The organism is Companilactobacillus metriopterae, assembly GCF_002762335.1.
GTDB lineage: Bacteria > Bacillota > Bacilli > Lactobacillales > Lactobacillaceae > Companilactobacillus > Companilactobacillus metriopterae.
On sequence record NZ_CP024610.1, the window covers coordinates 1,255,935 to 1,280,408 of the forward strand.

The 24,474-nt window shown below is 33.6% G+C and carries 28 protein-coding genes; 6 read left to right on the forward strand and 22 right to left on the reverse strand.

Features of this window, described 5'->3' with window-relative positions; translation table 11 throughout:
• Nucleotides 1-5: 5 nt before the first annotated feature.
• Genes CS873_RS06310 through CS873_RS06390 form a run of 17 tightly spaced genes read right to left on the reverse strand, consistent with a single transcriptional unit; the run spans nt 6 to nt 13,210 of the window.
• Entirely contained in the window at nt 6-1,181 is a 1,176-nt protein-coding gene (locus tag CS873_RS06310; RefSeq protein WP_099975023.1) for an acetate/propionate family kinase, read from the reverse strand.
• Between the two features lie 24 nt (nt 1,182-1,205).
• Nucleotides 1,206-2,327, reverse strand: coding sequence for an iron-containing alcohol dehydrogenase (locus tag CS873_RS06315; protein ID WP_099975024.1), 1,122 nt, complete (start codon nt 2,325-2,327; stop codon nt 1,206-1,208).
• Nucleotides 2,328-2,342: 15 nt separating this feature from the next.
• Nucleotides 2,343-3,761, reverse strand: a complete 1,419-nt coding sequence (locus tag CS873_RS06320) for an aldehyde dehydrogenase family protein (protein ID WP_099975025.1) — start codon at nt 3,759-3,761, stop codon at nt 2,343-2,345.
• A complete protein-coding gene (locus CS873_RS06325; RefSeq protein ID WP_099975026.1) occupies nt 3,754-4,233 on the reverse strand; it encodes a GlcG/HbpS family heme-binding protein in 480 nt (159 codons plus the stop codon). The genes CS873_RS06320 and CS873_RS06325 overlap by 8 nt, the downstream gene beginning before the upstream one ends.
• 3 nt (nt 4,234-4,236) lie before the next feature.
• The gene (locus CS873_RS06330; protein WP_099975027.1) at nt 4,237-4,806 is read right to left on the reverse strand and encodes a cob(I)yrinic acid a,c-diamide adenosyltransferase; all 570 of its coding nucleotides are present in this window, start codon (nt 4,804-4,806) and stop codon (nt 4,237-4,239) included.
• An 11-nt stretch (nt 4,807-4,817) separates the two neighbouring features.
• On the reverse strand, nt 4,818-5,093 hold the full coding sequence (locus CS873_RS06335) for a EutN/CcmL family microcompartment protein (RefSeq protein WP_099975028.1): 276 nt from the start codon (nt 5,091-5,093) through the stop codon (nt 4,818-4,820).
• 1 nt (nt 5,094) lies between these two features.
• Nucleotides 5,095-5,580, reverse strand: coding sequence for a PduM family microcompartment protein (pduM, locus tag CS873_RS06340; protein ID WP_099975029.1), 486 nt, complete (start codon nt 5,578-5,580; stop codon nt 5,095-5,097).
• A gap of 23 nt (nt 5,581-5,603) precedes the next feature.
• Nucleotides 5,604-6,245: a phosphate propanoyltransferase gene (pduL, locus tag CS873_RS06345; protein ID WP_099975030.1), complete on the reverse strand. Its 642-nt coding sequence runs from the start codon at nt 6,243-6,245 to the stop codon at nt 5,604-5,606.
• Nucleotides 6,246-6,266: 21 nt separating this feature from the next.
• Nucleotides 6,267-6,548, reverse strand: a complete 282-nt coding sequence (locus CS873_RS06350) for a BMC domain-containing protein (protein ID WP_277750446.1) — start codon at nt 6,546-6,548, stop codon at nt 6,267-6,269.
• A 15-nt stretch (nt 6,549-6,563) separates the two neighbouring features.
• On the reverse strand, nt 6,564-6,902 hold the full coding sequence (locus tag CS873_RS06355) for a BMC domain-containing protein (RefSeq protein WP_099975032.1): 339 nt from the start codon (nt 6,900-6,902) through the stop codon (nt 6,564-6,566).
• Between the two features lie 3 nt (nt 6,903-6,905).
• Nucleotides 6,906-7,268: a glycerol dehydratase reactivase beta/small subunit family protein gene (locus tag CS873_RS06360; protein ID WP_099975033.1), complete on the reverse strand. Its 363-nt coding sequence runs from the start codon at nt 7,266-7,268 to the stop codon at nt 6,906-6,908.
• Complete coding sequence (locus CS873_RS06365) at nt 7,258-9,099, reverse strand: diol dehydratase reactivase subunit alpha (RefSeq protein WP_099975034.1); 1,842 nt, start codon at nt 9,097-9,099, stop codon at nt 7,258-7,260. Before CS873_RS06365 ends, CS873_RS06360 begins: the two co-directional genes overlap by 11 nt.
• A 3-nt stretch (nt 9,100-9,102) precedes the next feature.
• Nucleotides 9,103-9,627 carry a diol dehydratase small subunit gene (locus CS873_RS06370; protein ID WP_099975035.1) on the reverse strand — a complete coding sequence of 175 codons (525 nt, stop codon included), beginning with the start codon at nt 9,625-9,627 and terminating at the stop codon, nt 9,103-9,105.
• A gap of 24 nt (nt 9,628-9,651) precedes the next feature.
• The gene (locus tag CS873_RS06375; protein ID WP_099975036.1) at nt 9,652-10,386 is read right to left on the reverse strand and encodes a propanediol/glycerol family dehydratase medium subunit; all 735 of its coding nucleotides are present in this window, start codon (nt 10,384-10,386) and stop codon (nt 9,652-9,654) included.
• A 24-nt stretch (nt 10,387-10,410) separates the two neighbouring features.
• On the reverse strand, nt 10,411-12,075 hold the full coding sequence (locus CS873_RS06380) for a propanediol/glycerol family dehydratase large subunit (RefSeq protein WP_099975037.1): 1,665 nt from the start codon (nt 12,073-12,075) through the stop codon (nt 10,411-10,413).
• A 33-nt stretch (nt 12,076-12,108) separates the two neighbouring features.
• Nucleotides 12,109-12,909, reverse strand: coding sequence for a propanediol utilization microcompartment protein PduB (gene pduB, locus CS873_RS06385; protein ID WP_099975038.1), 801 nt, complete (start codon nt 12,907-12,909; stop codon nt 12,109-12,111).
• A gap of 22 nt (nt 12,910-12,931) precedes the next feature.
• Nucleotides 12,932-13,210, reverse strand: coding sequence for a BMC domain-containing protein (locus tag CS873_RS06390; protein ID WP_099975039.1), 279 nt, complete (start codon nt 13,208-13,210; stop codon nt 12,932-12,934).
• A 395-nt stretch (nt 13,211-13,605) separates the two neighbouring features.
• Between CS873_RS06390 and CS873_RS06395 the strand changes: the two genes are divergently transcribed.
• Genes CS873_RS06395 through CS873_RS06405 form a run of 3 tightly spaced genes read left to right on the forward strand, consistent with a single transcriptional unit; the run spans nt 13,606 to nt 14,911 of the window.
• Nucleotides 13,606-14,148, forward strand: a complete 543-nt coding sequence (locus tag CS873_RS06395; RefSeq protein WP_169922460.1) for an NADPH-dependent FMN reductase — start codon at nt 13,606-13,608, stop codon at nt 14,146-14,148.
• Between the two features lie 9 nt (nt 14,149-14,157).
• Nucleotides 14,158-14,508 carry a BMC domain-containing protein gene (locus tag CS873_RS06400; protein WP_099975041.1) on the forward strand — a complete coding sequence of 117 codons (351 nt, stop codon included), beginning with the start codon at nt 14,158-14,160 and terminating at the stop codon, nt 14,506-14,508.
• Nucleotides 14,509-14,527: 19 nt separating this feature from the next.
• Complete coding sequence (locus CS873_RS06405) at nt 14,528-14,911, forward strand: DUF4430 domain-containing protein (protein ID WP_099975042.1); 384 nt, start codon at nt 14,528-14,530, stop codon at nt 14,909-14,911.
• 12 nt (nt 14,912-14,923) lie between these two features.
• Here CS873_RS06405 and CS873_RS06410 read toward each other — a convergent pair whose 3' ends face one another.
• Entirely contained in the window at nt 14,924-15,697 is a 774-nt protein-coding gene (locus CS873_RS06410) for a helix-turn-helix domain-containing protein (protein ID WP_099975043.1), read from the reverse strand.
• 132 nt (nt 15,698-15,829) lie between these two features.
• Between CS873_RS06410 and CS873_RS06415 the strand changes: the two genes are divergently transcribed.
• Nucleotides 15,830-16,726, forward strand: a complete 897-nt coding sequence (locus CS873_RS06415; RefSeq protein WP_099975044.1) for an RluA family pseudouridine synthase — start codon at nt 15,830-15,832, stop codon at nt 16,724-16,726.
• A 13-nt stretch (nt 16,727-16,739) separates the two neighbouring features.
• Here CS873_RS06415 and CS873_RS06420 read toward each other — a convergent pair whose 3' ends face one another.
• Nucleotides 16,740-17,654, reverse strand: a complete 915-nt coding sequence (locus CS873_RS06420) for a prenyltransferase (protein WP_099975045.1) — start codon at nt 17,652-17,654, stop codon at nt 16,740-16,742.
• Nucleotides 17,655-17,669: 15 nt separating this feature from the next.
• Nucleotides 17,670-19,364, reverse strand: coding sequence for an arginine--tRNA ligase (gene argS, locus CS873_RS06425; protein WP_099975046.1), 1,695 nt, complete (start codon nt 19,362-19,364; stop codon nt 17,670-17,672).
• A 429-nt stretch (nt 19,365-19,793) separates the two neighbouring features.
• On the opposite strand from argS, the gene CS873_RS06430 reads away from it, so the two are divergent.
• A complete protein-coding gene (locus tag CS873_RS06430) occupies nt 19,794-21,020 on the forward strand; it encodes an argininosuccinate synthase (protein ID WP_099975047.1) in 1,227 nt (408 codons plus the stop codon).
• Nucleotides 21,017-22,396 carry an argininosuccinate lyase gene (gene argH / locus CS873_RS06435; protein ID WP_099975048.1) on the forward strand — a complete coding sequence of 460 codons (1,380 nt, stop codon included), beginning with the start codon at nt 21,017-21,019 and terminating at the stop codon, nt 22,394-22,396. Before CS873_RS06430 ends, argH begins: the two co-directional genes overlap by 4 nt.
• A 12-nt stretch (nt 22,397-22,408) precedes the next feature.
• Here the strand turns inward: argH and arcC are convergent, their stop codons facing one another.
• Nucleotides 22,409-23,350, reverse strand: a complete 942-nt coding sequence (gene arcC, locus CS873_RS06440; protein WP_099975049.1) for a carbamate kinase — start codon at nt 23,348-23,350, stop codon at nt 22,409-22,411.
• Between the two features lie 14 nt (nt 23,351-23,364).
• The gene (locus CS873_RS06445) at nt 23,365-24,474 is read right to left on the reverse strand and encodes an aminotransferase (RefSeq protein WP_099975050.1); all 1,110 of its coding nucleotides are present in this window, start codon (nt 24,472-24,474) and stop codon (nt 23,365-23,367) included.

Here is a 24,474-nt window from a genome sequence, read left to right on the forward strand (position 1 = left end):
ATTTCCTATACTAATCTAAATACATCTCTAGCAATTACAATTTCTTCATCAGTAGGAATCACACAGATATTTACTTTACTTGAATCACTACTAATAACCAGTGAATTATCTTTATTTCTAGATTCATCTATTTCAGCACCAAGATAAGTAAAGTTTTTCATAACACTTGATCGTATCGAAGAATCGTGTTCTCCAACACCTGCAGTGAAAACTATTGTATCAACACCATTCATTGTAGCAACATATGATCCAATGTAACTTTGAATTCGATGAACCATAACATTTACAGCTAATTGTGCTCGTTGATTTTCTTCTGATGCAGCTTTTTCAACATCACGAATGTCGTTAGAAACTCCTGATATTCCCAATATTCCAGATTTAAGATTCAACATATCTTTAATCTGCTGGCTATCCAAATTTTCATGTTCTTGAAGAAATGGAATAATTTGAGGATCGATATCTCCTGATCTAGTACCCATGACCAAGCCTGCTAATGGAGTAAAGCCCATTGAATTATCAACTGTCTCTCCATTTTGAATCGCAGATATACTTGCTCCACTACCCAAATGACAACTAATTATCTTAGATGATTGATGTGGAAACAAGTCTTCAACCTGTTCTTTTATGTATTGGTGACTGGGACCATGAAATCCAAATCTCTTTATTCCATATTTTTCATAATACTCATATGGGATAGCATACATTGAGTTTTCTTTTGGAATTGTAGTATTAAAAGAAGTATCAAAAATTGCTACCTGAGGAGTATCAGGCATCAAATTTTCAAAAGCTTTAATACCTAATAAATTGACTGGATTGTGTAGAGGAGAAAGAGCCGATAAACGATCTATTGTATCTTCGACTTTTTTATCGACTACAACAGATTGTTCATACTCTTCCCCACCATTTGAAATTCTATGACCTACACCTTTAATTTCAGACATATCATTAACAATATGATTATCAATAAGACCATCAATAACAAGTTGTACAGCAATTTTATGATCTAAAACACTAAGTGTTTTTTCAAATCTATCATCACTAGTTTTGATATAAAAACTAGCATCATCATGACCTATTCGATCTACCTGACCACTTGCTATAGCAGTTTCTTCAGGCATCTCATAAAGTTTGAACTTTAATGAAGAGCTACCTGAATTTATAGCTAAAATTTTTGATACCATGGAATTCTCCATCCTTAAATATACTTATCCAACTATTTTTTTATAGATATTTAGCAAATCTTCATCAGATGGTTCTACTGGATTGTACTTATAGTTTCCATCTTTTTTGGCATATTCAACAACTCGATCTGCTTCTTGCATTGCATCTTTTGCTGTAATTCCAAATTCTTTCAATGACTTAGGACAATCCATTTGAGTCATCATCAAATGAATTTGACGAATTATTTTTTTAACAGCTACATTGTCTGCAATATTTTTAGAAACTAGTCCACAGCGTCTAGCTGCATCAGCATACTTTTTCTGTGCATCTTTATCTGCACGTGCATTGTACTCAATAGCATATGGCAATGTAATAGCACACGCTAATCCATGTGGCATATGATAAATTGAACCCAATTGATGAGCAATTGCATGAGCAATTCCTAATCCAGCATAGCTAAATGAAGCACCTGCGGCAGCTGAAGCCTCATGAATGATTTTACGTAATTCTATATTTTGTGGATCTTTAGTCACTTCTACAAGATGATCAAATATTACACTCATAGATTTTTCTGCTAAAGCATCTGTAAATAAATTATTATCTTTACCAACTAGAGCTTCAAAATCATGTGTCAAAACATCTAATCCTGAAAATGCAGATACAGATTTAGGGGCACTCATTACTAATTCCGGATACAAAATTGAAATATCAGGAATTAGATAATTTTCAATAATTGGAAATTTGACTCCATTTTTATCATCAGTGATAACCGCAGCATTGGTAACTTCAGAACCTGTTCCACTTGTTGTAGGGATTCCAACAAAGCAACCAATAGGACTATTTGTTATTTTTTCACCAAAGAATCTGATTGCTTTAGCTGTATCTATGGCAGATCCACCACCTACTGCAACCATCACAGTTGGTTTGACATTAACAAAGAATTTAACTCCACTAGTTATGTTTTCCAAAGGAGGATCAGGTTTTACATCAGAAAAAATCTCGATAGTATTTCCTGAATTAAGATGACTTGTGATTTTATTAAATTCTTTAGTATCAACTAAAAATGGATCACAAACTAAAAGGATTTTTTGATTTTTAAAATTATCTAATTTATTTAAACTATCACTACCTGAGACAATGATAGGTTTTAAGGTAAACTCTGACATTTGAATTTTTCCTTTCTAGTTCCAAGATCTCAATGAAAATCCTTGTGGTGAATTTAGTCTTCTACGTCTTGTAAATGACTTAGAAGTTGTTGTTCCTTCTCCAGTTGGTGTAGCAATAGTTAGAGCTGATGCTCCTGTATAACCAACACCTGTACCTGAATATGTAGGACCATTGACAACAAAAATTGACGTATTCATACGATGTGCAGCTTTGTTGATTTGTACCAAATCTCTAGAGTGGATTGAAGCAGTATGATGATTACCATTTTCTGAGAATACGGCAGTAGCTAGTGTACTTTCAAAATCAGGACATGCAACAATCGGAATAATTGGCATCAACATTTCAGTTGTATTGAATGGATGTTCTTTATCAGCTTCCAAAATAATAATTTTTGGATTGCCAGTATATGAAATATTGGCTTGATCTAGGATAAATGTGGCATCTTTACCGATAAATTTACGATCAGGTTCACCACTTGGTTGAATTGTCATTCCTACTAATTTATCAATATCAGCCTTATTTCTTAGTAAAAATGCACCTTCTGCTTGAAGTTTTTTGATTAGTTCTGCTTTAACAGGTTGTTCAACAATAATTTCTTTTTCAGCAGTACATAGGATGTCATTATCAAATGAAATTGAATCAACTAAGTTATGGGCTGCCAAATCTATATCAGCAGTAGCATCAACAATTGCTGGAGGATTTCCTGCACCTGCACCAATTGTTTTCTTGCCACTTGTCATTGCTTGATGAACAACAGCTGGACCACCTGTAACAGCTAATAGAGCTATATCAGGGTGTTCCATCATTCTCTGAACAGATTCAATACTTGGTTCACTAATACTTACGATCAAGTTCTTTAGTCCAGTAGCTTGATAGATGAATTCATTCATCTTTTCAATTGTCCAGCGAGTAATATTCTTAGCACCAGGATGAGCACCAAAGAATATAGTATTTCCACCTGCAAACATCATAATTGCATTTGCAATTACTGTTTCTGATGGATTAGTACTTGGACCTACCGCACCAATAACACCATAAGGTGCATATTCGTACATAATAAGTCCACCATCACCTGTTTCAGCTTCTGGTTGAAGAAGTTCAGAACCGGGAGTATTGTACAAAGCATTGTTTAATTTTGCTATCTTTGCATCAACAGTACCCATTCCTGTTTCTTCTTTTATTTGTTTTGCCATCCATTCAATATATGGTTTGAAACCTTCCTTAATTGAAGTTATGACTTTTTCTCTAGTTTCAATTGAGCAATCCATGAAGATATCTGAAGCAGCTTTTGCTGCAGCAATTGCATCATCGACATTATTAAAAATTCCATTGTTACCATCTGATGAAGATCCTTGCACTGAAGTATCTAAACCATTGGATTTTTGTAATTCTTCACTTAAAATTGCACGAATTTTTTCTTCTAAATTATCCATACTTAATTCCTTTCATAATGTATTCAACAATTGACTCGCAAATAGCTTGATCTTCTTCGACTGCTCCACCACTCACGCCAACAGATCCAATAATTTGATTGTTTACAACAACTGGAATTCCACCTGCAAATGATACAAGTTTTCCATCCAACATTGTTTCCATCTCATATAATGGTTGACCAGGTTGAATTTGAGGTCCAACTTCTTTAGTTGGCATCTTCATAGCAACAGCACTCCAAGCCTTTTTAGGAGCAAGTACAGCACTAACCATATTTGCATTTGGCATATGATAAGTTAGGATTGGTTGAGCATATGCATCAGTGATACACATTGTTACTCCAACGCCTAATTCATTTGCTTTCATTTCTCCTTGGTCTAAAGCTGATTGTAAGTTTTTTCTAGAAAAAACAGACACACCATCTTGATTTGTTATAGAGCTTTGCATTTTCACAAAAATATTTTCAGGTGTCATGATTTAACTTCTTTCCTTATATTCTTTGAGAACTTTTTCCACTATTTCATCTTGCTGGTCTATATAGTCTTCATCACGCGCAAGAATATAGAAAAAATCTGATAGACGATTAACATACTTCATTAGGTCAGGTCTCACAGTTGAAGTATCGTTCAATTGATCCACTAGACGTTCTGCTCTTCGGCAAACAGATCTTGCAAGGTGAAGATGAGCTCCGGCGACACTCCTACCTGGAAGTATAAATTCATGTACTTCAGGTAACTTTTTGGTGTACTCATCAATGACTTCTTCTAAAACCTTAGTATCATTTTCATCTACTCGCTTACTTTTACTATAGAATCTATCGGTATCTTCATTAGCTAATTCGCCAGCAACTAAAAATAAGTTGTTTTGTATTGTATCCAACAAATCTATGTTCTTGGAACTTTTACAAAATTTTTGAGCGACACTAACTTGTGAATTACATTCATCGATAGAACCATATGTTTCAACTCGCAATGAATATTTTTTTACACGTGTTCCATCAAAAAGAGAAGTACTACCTTTGTCACCTTTTTTTGTATAAATAGCCATCTTTAAAACCTCTACTTATCAAATCTATCGACTATACCAACAATTGCAGAATCAGCGGCTTCATTTCTATTTTGACCATTAGACGAATCAGAAATTCTTGCTGCTGCTCCTCTAACCATAAGAACTGTCTCTCCAATACCTGCTCCAACAGTATCTACTGATACCTCTTCACTACGAATATTGTTTCTAGAACTATCTATGGGTTGGACAATCATTAATTTTTTACCAACTAGAGATTTTGCTTTTTGCGTTGATACTACACTTCCTACTACTACACCCATGTACATATCATTCAGGCCCTTCAATTAATATTATTTTTCGTTTTTTTATTTCTTCCAGTGCTAGATTCGTTAACTTTTGCTTAGTCGTTACATACAGATAAGAATCACTATTCAAATTCATAACACGAGAAAGAGTAATGTTGCGACGATTTAAAGTATTAATTGCTTTCTTTTCTTTACCAAAAAATTTGCCTGGAAATAAATTAATTAAATTCCAAGGAATCAATTCAATATTTGAAAATCCCAAATAAATACTAAAATCTATATCATAATTTAATCCTCTTTGAATCCAATTGATCCAATCATCATCAAAGTTCCAATCCTTAAGAGAATATATAAAAGATAGATCCACTTCATGGATTTCAATATTTTGGTAAGTAAGAAATTCATTTTCATCTGGACAATCGTCAGAAAATTTGACCTTAAGCGTTTTTTGAGAGCGCTCATCTAACAAGTTCATAATCATTTCGACCATTGATTCATGACTATTCATCTCGTTTGGCCACCTTTCCTAAACTATTGTTCGTTGACAATGTATGCTTTAGTTCCGTCTGTAACTCCTGCTGCACTGGCTTCATCTGTATCAATGTGCATTTCAAGAACAAAATCTTTTCTTGGACGTGCAATGACATCTTCGTAGATAGTTGTTCTGTCATCAGATGTAATTTTTACACTCACAGAATCTCCATACTTAACACCAAATCTTGCAGCATCATCTAAATTCATATGAATATGACGTTTTGCAGCAATTACACCTTGAATTTCAATTTCAGCATAATCAGATTTCACTTTTAGTGAAGGTGTATTATCCAAAACTCCAGATAATCTAATTGGAATTTGAATACCTAAATCAAATGATTCACTTCTTGAAATTTCAATTTGAGAATGTGATCTTGTTGGTCCAAGTATACGTACGTTAGGAATTTCATTCCCATTTGGACCTACAATTGTAATCATTTGCTCTGAAGCAAAATCAGAAGGTTGTTTCAATTGCTTGAATACTTTCATTTCTTGATTTGGGAATAATTTTGCAAAGTCCTCATCAGTTAAATGAATATGGTGGTTAGAAACTCCTATTGGAATTCCGCCATCATCATTTTTAGTTAATTCTTCTTCAATAATTCTACGAATCATTGAACGTAATTGATCGTCGTTCATAACTGATTATCCTCCACAGAATTATTTGTTGTTATTTGGTAGTAATTTTTCAACATCTGCGTGTGGACGAGGAATTACGTAACTTGATACAACTTCTCCAACTTCTTCAGCTGATGCAGCACCTGCGTCTACAGCTGCTTTAACAGCTCCAACATCTCCACGAACAATAACTGTTACTAGTCCTGAGCCAATTTTTTCGTATCCTTCTAATTCAACATTTGCTGCCTTTACCATTGCATCTGCTGCTTCAATTGCTCCAACTAAACCTTTTGTTTCGATCATTCCTAATGCGTTATTCATAATAAAAATCCTCCAAGATTATTTTGTTTTATTTGTATTTTTTTGATTATTATTTTGTGCTTTTGGTTCTACTTTTTTCGCTATTTCTTTAACACCAAACTTCTTTGGATCAAATGCAGGACGTGCAATAACTTTAAAGCTAACAAGTTTATCAGTTTGTTCTGCTAAATCTTGTCCAGCTGCAATTGCTGCATTAACTGCACCTACATCACCAGATATATAAATAGTCATCCAACCATTTCCTTTAGCTCGTTCAATCTTATCAATTGAAATATCGGCTGTTTTAACCATTGTATCGGCAATATATATTGAAGTTGAATAACCTTCTACTTCAACTAAACCTAGTGAATCATTCATCTTTTAATCACCTTCTTTAATTTCTTTAAATGGAATTCCTTTTACCAACCTAGCAGCATTTGTACCTAATTGATTTAGATTTTCAAGATCTGTAGTTCTCACTCGAAACAACGGTTCATTTTCTGGCAAACTCTTTTGATGTAAATAAGCAAAAGAATCATCAAAAGCTATACCCACTCCTAATTGAGAGGACAACGATGCTTGATATGCTTTTTTAATTGTTTCCATTGAGGATAAGTTTTCTATCTTCTCATCATCAACAAATGTAAAAGGGATTTCTTCTTCTTCAATACCGTAATAAATTTGTTTAATATTTTTGTTATCAATACCAGATGCTATATAGATACTAGGCTTTTTAACTTCCATAACTTAACCTCTTATCTTCAGCATATGAAAGGATCAATCCGGTAGCAACCGCGTTTCTAGGACCTTCTATTGCTCGAATATTTCCTCGTCCAGCTACCAAATTATAATGTGAAAGTTCATCTGTAACCAGCTGTGGTATTTCGAAATCTAAAGCAGATCCTCCCACAATTACAACAAATGGAATATCACGAATATTTCCAGTAGGACTAACATGTTTTAAAGATCTAATAGCATTTTGAACAAAAACACGTTTTTTTGCAGTTTGTCTAACTGACTTAATCTTCTCAATACTTAAATCACCCGGAACAGGTGAAAATCCATCTGGTTTAACTACTACAATATTGGCAAATAAATTACCCGGTAAAGCTTTGTCAAAGAACTGAACACTACCATCTTCATGACGGATAAAGAACAAGCTCTCCACTTTTGCAAGTGGATATTTTTTTATATCTTCTGCTAAATATAGGTCATCTAAGCCAAGCTCCGAATTAATGATCATTGAGACCATATCTCCAGCACCGGCTAAATGAATGGCTACAGATTCACCTTCTTTATTGATGATAGAAGCATCAGTTGAACCTGCACCTAAATCCAATATTGCCATTGGAGCAGAAGTACCTGGTGTTGTCAGAGCACCCAATATTGCTGACTGCGCTTCAGCACCACCTATTTCAACTTTTACATTGAATTTCTTTTCAATTTCATCTGCAATAATTGACATTTGCAATCTATCTGACTTAACCATAGAAGCAATACCAACTGCCTGCTCCATTGAAAATTCACCGGCTAGTCCACCTTTAACGTCAATCGGAACAGACGTATTAACTGCCAAAAGATCCTGAATGAATATCTCACTCATTTCCTTATCAGTTAAATTTGCCATCGTTTCTCTAACACGTTCTAGCATTCCACCAATGTTAGTACCTGATTCTCCAGTAACATTATCAATTTGCTTAAAAGAAGAAATTGCTTCCATGATTTTATCGGCACCTGCTGACAAATCAACCTTTTTAGGCATTGGAGTTCCTTGAATTTCAATTGAACCCGCTGGAATAACTCTTTCTTTAACATCACCTTTAGGGGTTTTAATTACAACAGCTGATCTATTTCCAATCAATGCTCTAGAAACCGGAACAATATTCTTAGTTTCCTCTGAATCTAAATCAAACACTGTTGCTATACCGTAAGGATTAGATAATTGTGATATTACCTGACCTTTTTCTGCAACTTCCACTGCTGCTAACATTCCTATCGGAATTTTTTCAATAAAAGCAACTTCGTCAACTATAGGAATACGATTCTTTATACGATTATCAACTAAGACACCGTCATCAGATTGAAGTATTGCAGCAGAAATCTTAAAACCATTGTCAACATAAGTGTTGATTAGCTTTGCCGCATCATCAAAATCAATATCTTTATTGATAATTACAATATATTGTCGATCTCGATCCTGTTGATTATAAAGATCACGAATATCCACTGTATATCCAATTCCTACACCGACACCACCTGGTGTCTTAGGATTATGACCAATCATTGTAGACTCAGTAATGATAGTCTCAGTAATGGTTTCCATGGCAACATCTCCAATAACCGGAGTTGCTTCATTTATCCTAATAAGATCAACTTTATCAATCGTGATATTGCTTTTTTCCAATAAACCATTAATTGAATTCTCAATACCTAGCATATTTTGCTTTGTACCCTTAATTCCGGTTGTATCAGCAATATTAGAATTTATAAAATTAATAGAACCATTATCTTCGACATCAGCTAAAACTACTTCTGTAGAAGAATTACCAATATCAACGCCAATTACTTTTTCCAAAAACTAATTGTCCCCTTTAAGTTTCTTTCTGATTTCATATTCAGAAGCAGCTTCTCGGACAAAGTTTGCAGTAATAACGGCGTTATATTTATTTTGTAACTCATCGGCAATATCTAATAATTCTTGTTTAGAAGATCTATATGGTCTTAATGAACCATACATTTCAAGCAATCTTTCATCAGGAATGCTTGTTAATTCAGCAGCTCTATCCATATTACTTTTAATGGCTTCACGACCAGAATTCTTAGCAATTTCTCCTTGAGCTTTCAATGTATCTGAAGAAATACGTAAATCTTCTGGTTTAACCTGACCATTAATAGCAGCTTCTAGAGTTATTTCACTAACATTTTTTCCTGTAGGTGCATTGACCATTTCTGGATGTTTTTGAAATAGCGGATAATCATCTCTAGTCATTTCACGGTTAAGTGCTTGTGTTGCTTGTTTAACTGGTTCAGGCTTTGGTTCACTTGAACTAGCATCTTGAACGTTATTAACGATTTTACTAATTAAGTCGTCAATTTCTGTCATACCAATTACCGACCTTTCATTTCATTAATCAAAATTGATTTCTATTTCATCAGGACCTTTTCCCGGTACAACATACTTAGTTTCTTTAATATGCATCAAAGCTGATTTAGCTTGATATTGAACACGAGACATTTGGTCATTAACTGTAGGAACAGGTGATGGTGATTCACCTTTTGCATAACTTGCTGCATTCTTTCCAATAGCACGGTAAGTATCCAGATCAATAACAGGAGCTTGTGGAAATAGTTCCAGATTAGACAATGGTTCTAGATCTTTTTGATGAATAATTGTCGTTCCCTTAGATTGAATCGATATGGCTACTCCAGATCCGGAGTATTCATCACCTTCTGAACCTGCAAATGAAACATCTGCAGTACGATATACTTTAATCACACGTGCTTTCAATCCCTGTTCTTCAATACCAGCAATAGTTTGTCTCAAAATTTCTTTATGAGGAACACCTTTTAAATTTTCAGTCATATGTTCTGCAAATCCTGGTAAAACGGCAATCACAACTTCATCAGAAGAAGTTCCTTTTTTAGCAGGTCCAACATGTTTAAACCAATCTAATTTTAAAGGTGCATCCATTCCTGGCGCAGTCGTATTAGATTCTGGTTGAACTTCTTTAGATTTATCAGCAACCACTGGTGAATCAGTATTAGAAGTGCCAAAATCCACGACTTTTTCATTACTTCGTTGTTCATCAATTACTTGACGAATTATTTTTCTCAATAAATCTTCATTAACTTCATTTGCCATTTTTACACCTCCTACACCAATTTTTTAAACATCAGATGGATTGATTGCCATTGGAACATTTTTAATCTTTTCCCATAACTCATCTTCCATGTGATATCCAGTTCCTGGTCCGTTATAATCGTTTGAATTGTTTACAGCAGATATAACATTCCAATCTTTGTCAAAAATTGCTGAAGTTTGTAAAAAGTCACCAGCTATTCTTTGTTGTAGAAGTTTCAATACTGCATCAGCAACATCTTCAAATCCACCTTCATAAAGTGATTTGATAATATCAACACCAGTAATGCCTCGATCCATGATATCTTGAGCTGATTTCATATCTTCAACCATATTTCTATCTGGCATATCTTTAGATGTGAATGCATATGTAGCTGCTTCTACTTCTTCATCAGTAATTTCAGGAAGATTTAATCCCTTAAACACTGATTGAAGAGCTCTAGCTGCTTTATTTCTCACTCTGATGATGTCTTCTTCTTTAACTGGAACAATACCACCATTAATCTTCAAGTCACGTTGCATTGCGTAATAATCATCGTAATCCATCGCATCTGTGTTAGATCCGGCAAAAGTATTGTCATAGTTAGGGACTGAAGAATATCCTGATGAGATATAATCTGTACCTGCCAAAAATTGACCAATAAGACGTTCTGTTCTTCTGATATCAGAGTGTGAGAATGCTTGATCATTACCAGATGCACATTCAATATCTAACATCATGCACAATAGATTTTCTCCAAGAACTTCTCTGATTCCTGATGGAACTGCACCAGGGATTCCGATACAACTAACGGCACCATTTTGTAATCCTTGAACACCACAACCTTTTGTAATAAAGATACAACGTGATTCAAGATACAACATTGACTTACCTTCAGCGTATCCCATCATAACTTCTGAACCTGATCCAGAAGTAAAACGCATTTTTAATCCACGAGATGCGTAACATGATGCTAGAAATCCTTTAGACCAAGGAGTATCGTCACCATCTGTAAATACTTGTTCTGTACCATAAACAGAAATTGTTTCGGCATAAGCAGTAAATCCTCTCATACCCAAACTCAATTCCATAGCTTCTTCGACTGAACACTGTGTAATTACTCCGGGACGACCAGTTTGTGCACCAACCATAATTGAAATGGCATTTAAAGGTGCATAACGAGCAACAGCTGTTGTTGTTTCTTGTTCTGGGAAACCTCTAAAGGCAGCATCTGCAGCATCTGCAGCAATCAATACTGGATTATCTCTGATATTAGTAACGTGACATTGAGATGCAGGCATCTTACGAGGACGCATCTTTTGAACCGCCATCATCATTTCAACGAAATTTAGTTGACAGATAACATCTGCTGCTTTGGCAGGTGTCATACCAGTTGTTATAGGAATAATTTCCTCACGTGTTACATTTGGATCACATAACATATTGGCAATTTTTACTGAATCCATTGCCATAACTTTTTCAGCATTTTCAATTTTAATAGAATGCTTGGCAATAAATTTATCAATCAAATCAAATTCGTCTTCGGTTTTACCATCCATTTCAACGATTTCACCGTCACGAACTGTAACACTTGGTTTGGGGTCATTAGGACCATCCATTGCTACAAAACCTTCTTCAGGCCATTCGTCAACGAATCCATCCAAGTGAACAGGTCTTTTTTCTATTTCTTCAAATCTTTTTTGTCTTTTCAAATTTTTCACCTCTTAGAAAAGTGATCCAGAATTTTAAATAATGTATGAAGGATAATCGTTTGTAGGTGTACCACCTAAACTTGATAATAATTTAATTCCCACATCACGAGCAGACATAACTGCTTGTTTCACAGCACCAGATTCACCTGTTATATGAAGAATACCTTCATTTGAAAAACTTGTTCCATGTGCTGGTGAAGCAAATGATAGAACTTCAACATTTGCTGCTTTAACTGCAACGTCTGCCATAACTAGTCCAATTCCTGCAGGTGCACCTGAAACCATTCCATATGCTTGTCCCTCAGGAACACCAAATGCCATATTACATGCTTGACTAGCACGTGCTGTGTATTGGAATTCTAGGTGTCCGGCTTCAGTATTGTAGATATCGCCAAACATATCAGGAACTCTATTAAGAGCTGTACTAATAGATTGTCGAACATCTGAAACATCATTTCCACCAATTAAAATCAATGAACCATGACCTGCTCCACCTTTTGTATCTCTAGGCAATTGAATACTTATAACTTCTGTATTAGTGCTTTTTACAGCTTCGTCCATTGCCAATATTTGAGGACCACCACCTGATCTTGCTGAAAGAATTCCGACAGATTTGAATGGTTTTTCAACATGTAGATGTTTAAAAAGTTCTGGATCCACATTAGCAATAGCCATGCCAATTGTGTCTCCTATAGGAGCTGTTCCGATAAATTCTGTTACTCCAACTGATAAGTTGTTCACTTGCTTATCCTCCTTGCCACTACTAACTACACCTTCTTGTAATACTTGTCCCAATATTTTGTCTACAAGAGTATTTTTATCAAGTTCCTGCATAATAACTACCTACTTACAAATTTTATAATTTAGAAATAATTAGCTTTTCGATATCTTCATGTGGACGAGGAATTACAAAGTTAGATGTAACTTCTCCAATATTTTCTGCAGCTGCAACACCAGCATCAACTGATGCATTAACAGCTCCAACATCACCACGAACCATTGTTGTAACTAATCCGTGTCCAACTTTTTGTTGACCAACAAGTGTTACATTAGCTGCTTTCAACATTGCATCTGCTGCTTCAATAGCAGGTACCAATCCGTTAGTTTCTATTAAACCTAATGCTTCTAGTGCCATAATTAAATCCTCCAAAATTATCTAAATTTACTTACAAATAAAATTATATACAATTTCAACGATTTTTAGACTATTTTTTTTATACTTGTTGATCAATAGAGCGTTGATAGATAGTTAATTCACAATTGAAATTGTTTATTACCATATGATAATTGCGTATATACTCACATAGTCAACCAACTGATATGGCTAAAGTCAGCAAGAATTTATAAATATAAAGCGTTTTCATGTTTTTACATTATTTTGTACTATATGACCATAGAACACTACTACATCGGGTTTTCTATATATACTATTGATTATATTTTTACCATATATTGATTTTTCTAATTATTAATGTGAAACTAATAATAACTATGTGAATATTATTCACAATTGTGAGGTGAATCTCTTTGTTGTCTATTGTTGCAATTTCTGGTAGTAATCGACCAGATTCATATAACTTAAATTTGATTAAATATTATCAACAACATCATATTGATGAGATACAAATACAGATTTTAGATATTGATGACTTACCAATGTTCAAAATAGTAAAAGATTCAGATACTCCTTCAAAAGTGCGTTATATTAATGATTGTGTGCGAGACGCAGATGGCATTATGATTGCTACAACAGAAATAAATCATTCCATTCCTTCCAATATAAAAAATGTAATTGATTGGTTATCTATGCAACCAGGTTTATTAAAGAACAAACCCACTCTACTGATGGGCGCATCAACTGGTCCCTTAGGAACCGTCAGAGCACAAATGCATTTGAGAGAAATACTTGCCACTCCAGCAATTAATGGAAAAGTTACTCATAATACTGAGTGCTTTATAACTAATGCTGATGACAATTTTGATGATAATAATCACGTAACCTCTCAAAAAACGATCGATGTTCTTGAAAATCTATACAGTGAATTTATAGAAATAATTAATGAAAGATTTTAGGTGAATAATATGTCAGAAGATACTTTTCCTGAAAGAATTATCCAGGAATACGTCCCTGGTAAACAAATTACCCTTGCTCATATAATCGCTAACCCTAATCCAGATCTATACGAAAAACTTGGTATTACCGACACCACTTTACCCATAGGTATTATTACTATTACTCCTTCTGAATCATCTATTCTGGCGGGAGACATTGCAAGAAAGTCTGGTAATGTTCATATTGGATTCTTAGATAGATTTAGTGGATCAGTTTTTTTAGTCGGTAAAATAGATGATCTTATAGCATCTTTGGAGAGTGTGAATAATTTCTTCTTGAATGAATTAAATTTTAATGTTACAAATATAACAAGAAGTTAAATTAAAAAGAGGAATAATTATGTATAAAAAAATTGTTACTGTCTTTATGACTTTGGCATTGCTTTTCACAACAGGAGTTTCTGCAACAAATGTTGAAGCCAAAAAATCTAATGACAGCATTCACGTTACTTATGTATTGAAAGATGGCAAGAAACAAATTGCTAAGAAGAAAATCACTCTTAAGAAGAACTCATCAGTTATGACTGGTGTCAAAAAGGGTTGGACCGTTAAGGAAAAAGATGGATTCATCACATCTATTGATGGCCACAAACAAAATGAAAAGAAAAACAAATACTGGACTTTCACAGTAAACAAAAAACAAGTTAATGTTGGTGCTAAAGATAAGAAATTAAAGAACAAAGATAACGTTGAATTCAAACTTGATACATATAAAGACAAATAAAAAAGCAATCCTTTAAAGGATTGCTTTTTTATTTTTTCTGTATTGTGTAGGATTAACCCCAGTATACTTTTTAAATATCTGACTGAAATACCCCACTCTTGTGAATCCAACCAGCTTTGATATATATTCAACAGAATAGTCTGAATTTTCTAGTAGATCCATCGCTTTTTGAGTGCGCTTAACATTTAAAAAGTTAGAGAAATTTAGCCCTGTTTCCTGCTTAAATAGTTTACTCAAGTAATAATCTGATACATAGACGTGCTTAGCTATCTCACTTAAAGTTAAATTATCATTTAAGTGATCATTAATATAGTCTATCGCCTTAAGGACTATTTCGTTTTTTGTTTTTATTGATGAATAAATTATTAGTTCATGGCTGAAATTTATAGGAGTGTTGGGAGTTTTTTCATAATCTATATATTTCTCTGTACCCTTAATTTTTAAGATAAAATTACATACATTTTGCAAAATTTTCTGTAAAAAGAGATTTTGTTGTGCTAATTCCCTTGTGTCATTCGAATCATCAGTATAACCAAATAGATATAATTTGAACTGATTGTTTTGGATATTCAGATCATTTGTAGAAAAATTTGAATGATTTGTTATGGATTCAAGAGTAGTTGAGTTAATTTCTAAAGTAACATCTACATAACTTTGAATAATTTGATTACTATTATCTGTAATTAAAAAAATAAGATTATGACCATCAATATAACTTTGAATGATATCTGAAATACTGATATCTGGATCATCGAGTATTGCTTTCAAATCAACTTTTTCACTCATGACAACTCACTCCTGCTTTTGAATAATTTTAGCATAATTAAAAACAATATAATTAGTTTTATTCAAAATAATTATTTACGATATACAATATTTAACGCTCTTAAAACATTAATTTTGAGGTATCATAACTTTATGTACATAAAAAAATATACCTACAAAAAAACATGTGGTGATGAGTCGGTACGTGATTACCTTACTAGACTGTATATCCCTAAAAAATGGCAACATAATCTGAGAGTCACTAAGTCAATTAAATTCAACAATGAATATCTTTCTTTTAATAGAATTATCCCTGATTTATCTGAAGTTGAATTTAGGTTTGATTTTGCTCCTAGATCTGAAAATCAATTCTATGCACTAGGAAATAAAGATATATCGGTAGTATATGAAAATGATGAGCTACTAGTAGTCAACAAACCTAGCGGTATAAAAACACATCAAAATCTTGCCACAGAAGATGATACTCTCTTCAATGATATAGCTAGATATCTAGCACCCAATCATCAACCATATATGATTCATCGGATTGACATGCTAACTAGTGGTTTAGTTTTAGTTGCAAAAACACCATATGTTGTCCCACAACTTGTTAGACAATTGTCAAAAAAAGAATTATGTCGGTCATATCTGGCTATAGTTAATTTAGAATCCCCTATTCCTAATGAAGGAACTATTGTTGATCCTATTGGATTAGATCCTGATGATAAAAGGAAACGTAAAGTTAGAATTGATGGAGATTATGCTAAAACTCATTTCAAAGTAATCGAGAAAGATATGAACTATGCTCTAGTTGAATTATCTCTTGAAACCGGACGTACACATCAAATAAGAGTTCACCTTTCTGAAAATGGTTGGCCAATAGTGAATGATACTCTATACAATAGTAAAGACACTAATTCTTCATTATTAATGTTGCATGCATTTAAATTAGATTTTAAAGACCCGTTTACTCAAGAATCAGTTACCGTAACTACAGCTGCACCTAAATATTTTGAAGACTTTATAAAAAAAATCTCCAGATCTAAATGATCTGGAGATTTTTTTATTTAAATATAATTTTAATGACAGCACCGATAGCAATTAATCCGATATATGATAATACAAATTTAGAAATTGCCTTCATAACCAAAGGATAAGTTTTTGTTTTAACTTGTTCTCTGAAATAAGGTTTGAAAGTACTCCATATATTTGGATATAACAAAATTAGAATTAATGTAGTATATGGTGTCACTTTCAAAATAACTAGGATAGGAACTAACAAGAATGCTAGTGCCCACAAAGCTTTGAACAAACTGATGGCATTATCATGACCTATTTTATAAGGTAGAGTGTATCTGCCATTCTTGACATCCTCATCTAAATCACAAGTGTTATTACATAATTGTGCAGAGAATACAACAAATGTATTAGGTAAACAGAAGATTATCAAATTAATCACTGTACTTGAATCTAATGTTCCAACATTTACTAATCCCAAAATTACATAGACTACTGGAATCAAGATAGATATTGCGATAGAAACCAAGGTTTCACCAAATATTGTTGAATTAATTGGCTTAGGACCAGCTGAGTATAGCATCCCTATACCAACACCTATTATTCCTAAAACTAATGTTATCCAATTAGTTAGATAAACTAAGACTAAGCCCAGAATAATAACAACAAGACCCAGACCATACATCCACTTACGAATGGTTCCCAGCATTCCGCGACTCATACCCACAGTACTAATCTTAGTACGATAAAATTCATCTTTAGAATGTTTGAAATCCATATAGTTATTATGAAAATTAATAAACATGTGATCAAATATTACTACTATTAAAGCTAATATTCCTGTTAGGAAATTAAACTTTCCAAATTGTAGATAACAAAAACTGGCTGCTAAGACAAACCATGAGACATCTAAAACTGTACTTTTTACTTCAGAAAGTTCTACAAAGAGTGCTCTATTCATTTTTAAACCCCAATCCTACATTTCTTCAGGTGCTTTAACACCTAATAGGTCTAATGAAGATTGTAAAACAACTGATACTGATTTCACAAGTGCTAAACGAGCCTGTAATCCCTCATCATCTGAAAGAATCTTGCTATGTGCATAGTATTGATTGAAACTCTTAGCCAAACGTAGTGAATATTTTGCTATAACTGATGGTTCATATGTGCGTCCTGCACGAGCAATTGTTTCTGGGAATTCTTGAATTAATTTTACAGTGTCCCAAGCATTAGGATCATCAATTCCAAAATCTTCTCCAGCAATAAGTTCAACATCTCCAGCTTTTCTTAAGATACTCAAAGCTCTAGCATTTGTATATTGAACGTAAGGACCTGTTTCACCTTCAAAACGAACAACTTCTTCAAGATTGAAATCAAAATTATCACGACGTTCATTCTTCAAATCGTGGAATACAACAGCACCTACACCAACGGCCTCAGCAACTTCATCTTTATTTTTCAAATCAGGATTTTTTTCATTGATTTGCTTTTTAGCTAGATCCACAGCATCATTCAAAACATTTTCTAGCAAGATAACTCTACCCTTACGAGTTGATAGCTTCTTACCACCAGTTGTAATTAGACCAAATTCAATGTGGTGAATATCATCTGACCAGTCATAACCCATCATCTTCAAAACAGCTTTTAATTTCTTGAAATGTTCACTTTGTTCACTACCAACAACATAAAGTGATTCTACAAAGTTGTATTCATTTTTACGGTAAATAGCTGCTGCTAAATCACGAGTAATATATAGTGTTGCTCCATCAGTTTTACGAATAAGCGCTGGTGAAAGGTCTAAGTCTGAAAGATCAACAATTTCAGCTCCACGACTTTCTTGTAATAGTCCCTTTTCGTTGATTGTATCAATAACGGCATCCATCTTATCATTGTAGAATGCTTCACCATTGTAAGAATCAAATTGAACGTCTAGTCGATCGTAGACTTTTTGGAATTCACTCAATGATAGATCTCTAAACCATTTCCATAGTTCAAGTGATTCTTCATCTCCGTCTTCCATACCCTTAAACCAAGAACGTGCCTCGTCTTCTAGTTCAGGATGTTCTTCTGATTCATCGTGAAACTTAACATAATACTTCAATAAGTTGTTAATAGGATCTTTTTCAACTTCTTCTTTTGATCCCCATTTTTTATAACCAACAATTAATTTTCCAAATTGAGTACCCCAATCACCTAAGTGATTGATTTTAATTGGGTTATAGTTCAACTTACTGATGATTTTTGCAATTGAGTTACCAATAACAGTCGAACGTAAATGTCCCATTGACATTGGTTTGGCAATATTTGGTGATGACATGTCTATAGGTACATTGCCACCCTTACCAATATTTTGGTCACCATAGTCATCTTCTTCATTGATAACAGCAGTAATAACATCATTTGAAAATGCCTTCTTATCAAGGAAAAAATTGATATATGCGCCTGTATTAACAACTTTTTCAAATCCATCTGAATTAATTTGACCAACTAATTCTTCAGCAATTTGATTTGGAGCTTTATGCAATGAATTAGCCAAGATAAATGTTGGGAAAGCTAAATCTCCTAAATCAGATGTTTTTGGCTTTTCTAGTAAATTAAATACTTGTTCTTCAGTAATTTCTTCAGGTAAAACTTTTAAAAGTGCTTGAGTTGCAAGATTTTTTGATTCCATAATTTCCTCCTAAAATAAAAAAAGTCTCTTTCAATAAACATTGAAAGAGACGAGATTACCCGCGGTACCACTCTAATTGATTAAGATCCACTCAAAATACAAATTATTAAATTGTACAAAGGGTACGACTTAATCATTGATTCAGTTGGCTTACACCACCCCAACCTCGCTTAGAATCTATCGACTAATTAGTCCTTCGTTGCCTAAAATAATAGCATATAAGAAGTTTTTAGACAATACTAAACTAATAGTTAAAAATTATTATTTCATACCTGAACATTAAATTTAATTTAATTTTCAAAACGCATATTTAGGTAGAAAGTTTTTATTAACTCTTACTTTCAATAATTTGAGTTGTCATTTTTTTAAGCTGGTGTTAACCTGTGTTCATAAAATTAATTTTTTTCTAATTATTGGAGGGGAACAATTATGACAGAAACAAATAAAGTAGTATTAGCATATTCCGGAGGCCTTGATACATCAGTGGCCATTCCTTGGTTAAAAAATAAAGGATATGACGTAATTGCCTGTTGTGTAAACGTTGGCGAAGGTAAAGATCCTGAATTCATTAAACAAAAAGCAATTAACGCCGGTGCAATCAAAGCTTACTCACTAGATACATTGGATGAGTACGCTGATAATTATCTATCAGTTGCACTACAAGGTCACACCCTTTATGAAGGTGTTTATCCTTTACTATCTGCCCTATCCCGACCACTTATTAGTAAAAAATTAGTTGAAATTGCACATTTAGAAGATGCAAAAGCTATTGCACACGGATGTACTGGTAAAGGAAATGATCAGGTACGTTTTGAGGTAGCTATTCACGCATTGGCACCCGATATTGAAGTATTAAGTCCTGTACGTGATTGGCATTGGTCTCGTGAAGAAGAAATTGAGTACGCTGAAGAAAATAATATTCCAATTCCGATCGATTTAGACTCACCTTACTCAATTGACGCAAATATTTGGGGACGTGCTAATGAGTGTGGAATACTTGAAGATCCATGGGAACAGGCACCTGAGGATGCGTTTGATATTACAAAATCAATTGAAGAAGCACCTAATGAGGCCACTGAAGTAGAAATCGAATTCCAACAAGGACTTCCTGTATCTTTGAATGGAAATGAAATGTCATTTTCTGAAATTATTCAAAAATTAAATGTTATTGCAGGTGAAAATGCGATAGGTCGTATCGATCATATTGAAAATCGACTTGTAGGAATAAAGTCACGTGAAGTATATGAAACACCCGCAGCTATGGTACTTTTAAAAGCTCATTCTGAATTAGAAGATCTAACATTAGAAAGAAGTTTGGCACACTTCAAACCTGTAATCGAAAAAGAATTGAGTGAAATTATTTATAATGGACTATGGTTTTCACCACTAATGGATTCTCTTCTTTCATTTTTGAAAGAAAGCCAAAAAGTTGTAAATGGTGTAGTAAAACTTAAATTAATTAAGGGTAATATTTGGGTTTTAGGACGTAAATCTGCTAATTCTCTATACAATAAAGACTTGGCTACATACACATCCGCAGACTCATTTGATCAAGAAAGTGCCAAAGGTTTTATTAAACTATGGGGACTTCCAACACAGGTCTTTTCCCAGGTCGATGCCAAAATTAATAATGCTGAAAATTCGGTGAAATCATGAGTACAAAAAAATTATGGGGTGGTCGCTTTAGTGAAGAAGCCGACCCATGGGTAAATGAGTTTGGTGCTTCTATTTCATTTGATCAATTAATGGCAAAAGAAGATATTCTGGGTTCACTCGCACATGTAAAGATGATTAAAAAAACTGGCATTCTTAACAATGAAGATGCCGATAAAATAATAAAAGGTTTAGAAGAAATTTCAGATGAATATGATGCAGGCACTTTAGTTTTCGATATTGAAAATGAAGATATACATATGAATATAGAAAGTATTCTTACCGAAAAAATTGGTCCTGTTGCCGGAAAATTACATACTGGACGTTCAAGAAATGATCAGGTAGCAACTGATTTTCACCTTTATTTAAAAAATCGATTGCCAATTATTATAGAAGAACTTTACAATTTACAAAAAACTCTTATAAAACTTGCTGAAGAAAACATAGAGACTATCATGCCTGGATATACTCATCTACAACATGCACAGCCTATTTCATATGGTCATTATTTAATGGCATACTACTCAATGTTTAAAAGAGACATTGATCGATTTGAATTCAATATGAAACATACCGATATTTCTCCTTTGGGTGCTGCAGCTTTAGCAGGAACAACATTCCCTATCGATCGCGAGTTTTCTGCAAAAGAATTAGGATTCAATGAACTATACAGTAACTCTCTAGATGCAGTTTCAGACCGTGATTTTGCTTTAGAATTTTTGAGTAATGCATCAATCCTTATGATGCATCTCTCTAGATTCTGCGAAGAAATAAGTATGTGGGTAAGCTTTGAATTTCAATATATCGAATTAAGTGATCAATTCACTACCGGAAGTAGCATCATGCCCCAGAAGAAAAATCCAGATATGGCAGAACTTATTCGTGGAAAGAGTGGTCGTGTCTACGGAAATTTACTGGGTCTTTTATCTACTATGAAATCTTTACCACTGGCATATAATAAGGATTTACAAGAGGATAAAGAAGGCGTTTTTGACACTGTAAAAACCATTATTCCATCATTAAAAGTATTCAATGGAATGATTTCTTCAATCAAAATAAATAAAAATAGAATGTACGCAGCTACAGAAAATGATTATTCCAACGCTACAGAGTTAGCAGATTATCTAAGTTCCAAGGGTATTCCCTTTAGAGAAGCACATGCTATTGTTGGAAAATTAGTTTTAGAGTGTATTCAAAGAAACATTAATATACAAGATCTCAGCATTACAGAATTTAAAAACATTTCTAATCTGATTGAAGATGACATATATGAAATATTAAAACCTGAGATTGCGGTTCAACGCCGAAATTCTTTAGGTGGTACAAGCTTTGAACAAATTAAAAAACAAATCCAACAAGCAAAAAAAGACATCCAATAGGATGTCTTTTTTTTATTTATGAATTGTTGTTCCTTGATTACCAGCGATAATCTCTTTTACATCATCTAAGGCACCAATAACAGCAGCGTTACCAGATTCATTTACAAAGTTAATAGCTGCTTGAACTTTAGGCATCATACTACCCTTTGCAAATTCATTATTATCTACGTGTTTTTGAATATCATCTACGGCAACATCAAATACTTCTTCTTGATTTTCCTTACCAAAGTTATAGAAAACTCCACCTACAGAAGTAAGAATAATAAGTTTGTCTGCCTTAACTAATGAAGCAATTTTAGCAGCACTAAAGTCTTTATCAATAACTGCTTCAGTACCTGTCAACTTGTTGCCATCTTTTATAACTGGGATACCACCACCACCAGCAACGATAGGAATGAATCCAGCATCTGTCATAGCTTCAACAACTGGATATTCATTGATTTCTACAGGTTTAGGTGAAGGAACTACTCTTCTGTATCCACGTCCTGAATCTTCTACTATAGTCCAGTCAGAATGCTCTTTTCTCAAGCTTTCGGCTTGATCTTCTGTATAGAATGGTCCGATTGGTTTTGTAGGATCTGTAAACGCTGAATCATTTTTATCAACGATAGTTTGAGTTACTATAGTTGCAACTTGCTTATCAATTCCATTTTCCAAAAGTACTTCTTTCATAGCATTTTGGAACCAATAACCAATACTTCCTTCTGTCATAGCACCACAAGAATCTAGTGGCAATGCAGGATTTTTTTCACTGTCTGCAGCAGCTTGTTGTAATAACAAGTTACCTACTTGAGGTCCATTACCATGAGTAATTATAAGCTCTTTGCCACTTTTAACAAATTCCACAAGTGACTCGCAAGTTTTTTTAACTGCTGCTTGTTGTGCTTCTGCACTAGCATCTGTACTCAAAATAGCATTTCCACCTAAGGCAACTACTATGCGTTCTTTAGTCATAATTATTTCTCCAATTAATATTTTAATAAGTAATCTGATAGTTTTTTCAATCCAATTTTCAATGTTTCAGGATCTGTACAATAACCTAATCTAGCAAATCCTGGTTCATCAAAAGCTTCTCCGGGTACCAATAGAACACCTGTATCTTGTAATAATTTCTCACAGAAAGTTTTTGTATCTTTAATTTTTTCAAATTTTATAAATGATGTTGAAACTTCTGCTGGGAAAACACAACTTATATCAGGGGTTTCCTCTACCCATTCTTTATAGATATCCAAATTTGCTTTTACAAGATTAGAATTTCTTTGTAAAATTTTATCTCTATTTTTCAAAACAATTGTAGCTATCTGATCATTAAACACTCCAGCACAAATCATCGTATAATCTCGATATTTCCTGAAAATATCTGCCAATTCTGAATTTGTAGCTGTCCAACCTATCCTAATTCCTGGGATAGAATATGTTTTTGATAAAGAATTTATTGAAATCCCTTTCTCGTATAGGTCAATAATAGGTGAATATTTCACGCTACTATCGAAAGGTAAATAAACTTCGTCTACTAAAATATAGGCATCAATTTCTTTTGCAATCTCGACAATTTTCATTAAATAATCTCTATCAATAATAGTTCCTGTAGGATTATTCGCATTATTCAAACAAATCATCTTAGTATTCTTTTTAATAAGTTTTTTTAATTCATCGATATCTGGATACCAACCATTCTCTTCCTTAAGTTCCCAATAGCTTACTTCTGCACCTAATGATTCAGGAATATCGTATAACTGTTGGTAACTTGGATAAGCACTGATCACATGGTCTCCAGGTTCAATCAAAGAATAGATTGCTAGTAAATTGGCTCCTGTTGCACCATTTGTCTGTAAAACATTTTCCGGTGCAACATTTTTATATAATTTAGATACTTCTTCTTTGAACTCTGGGGACCCTTCTATCCAACCATAGTTCATTTTTTGTTTGTCTAAATCTGAATATAAATCTTTACTATTTGTTAACTTGTTTAATTCATTCATAGAAAATGATTTTACAGTACTCTGTGCTAAATCATATTTTGCTTCTCTTTCATGAATGTTTAGCCATTCCTCAACTCCAAATGCATTTATTTTCAT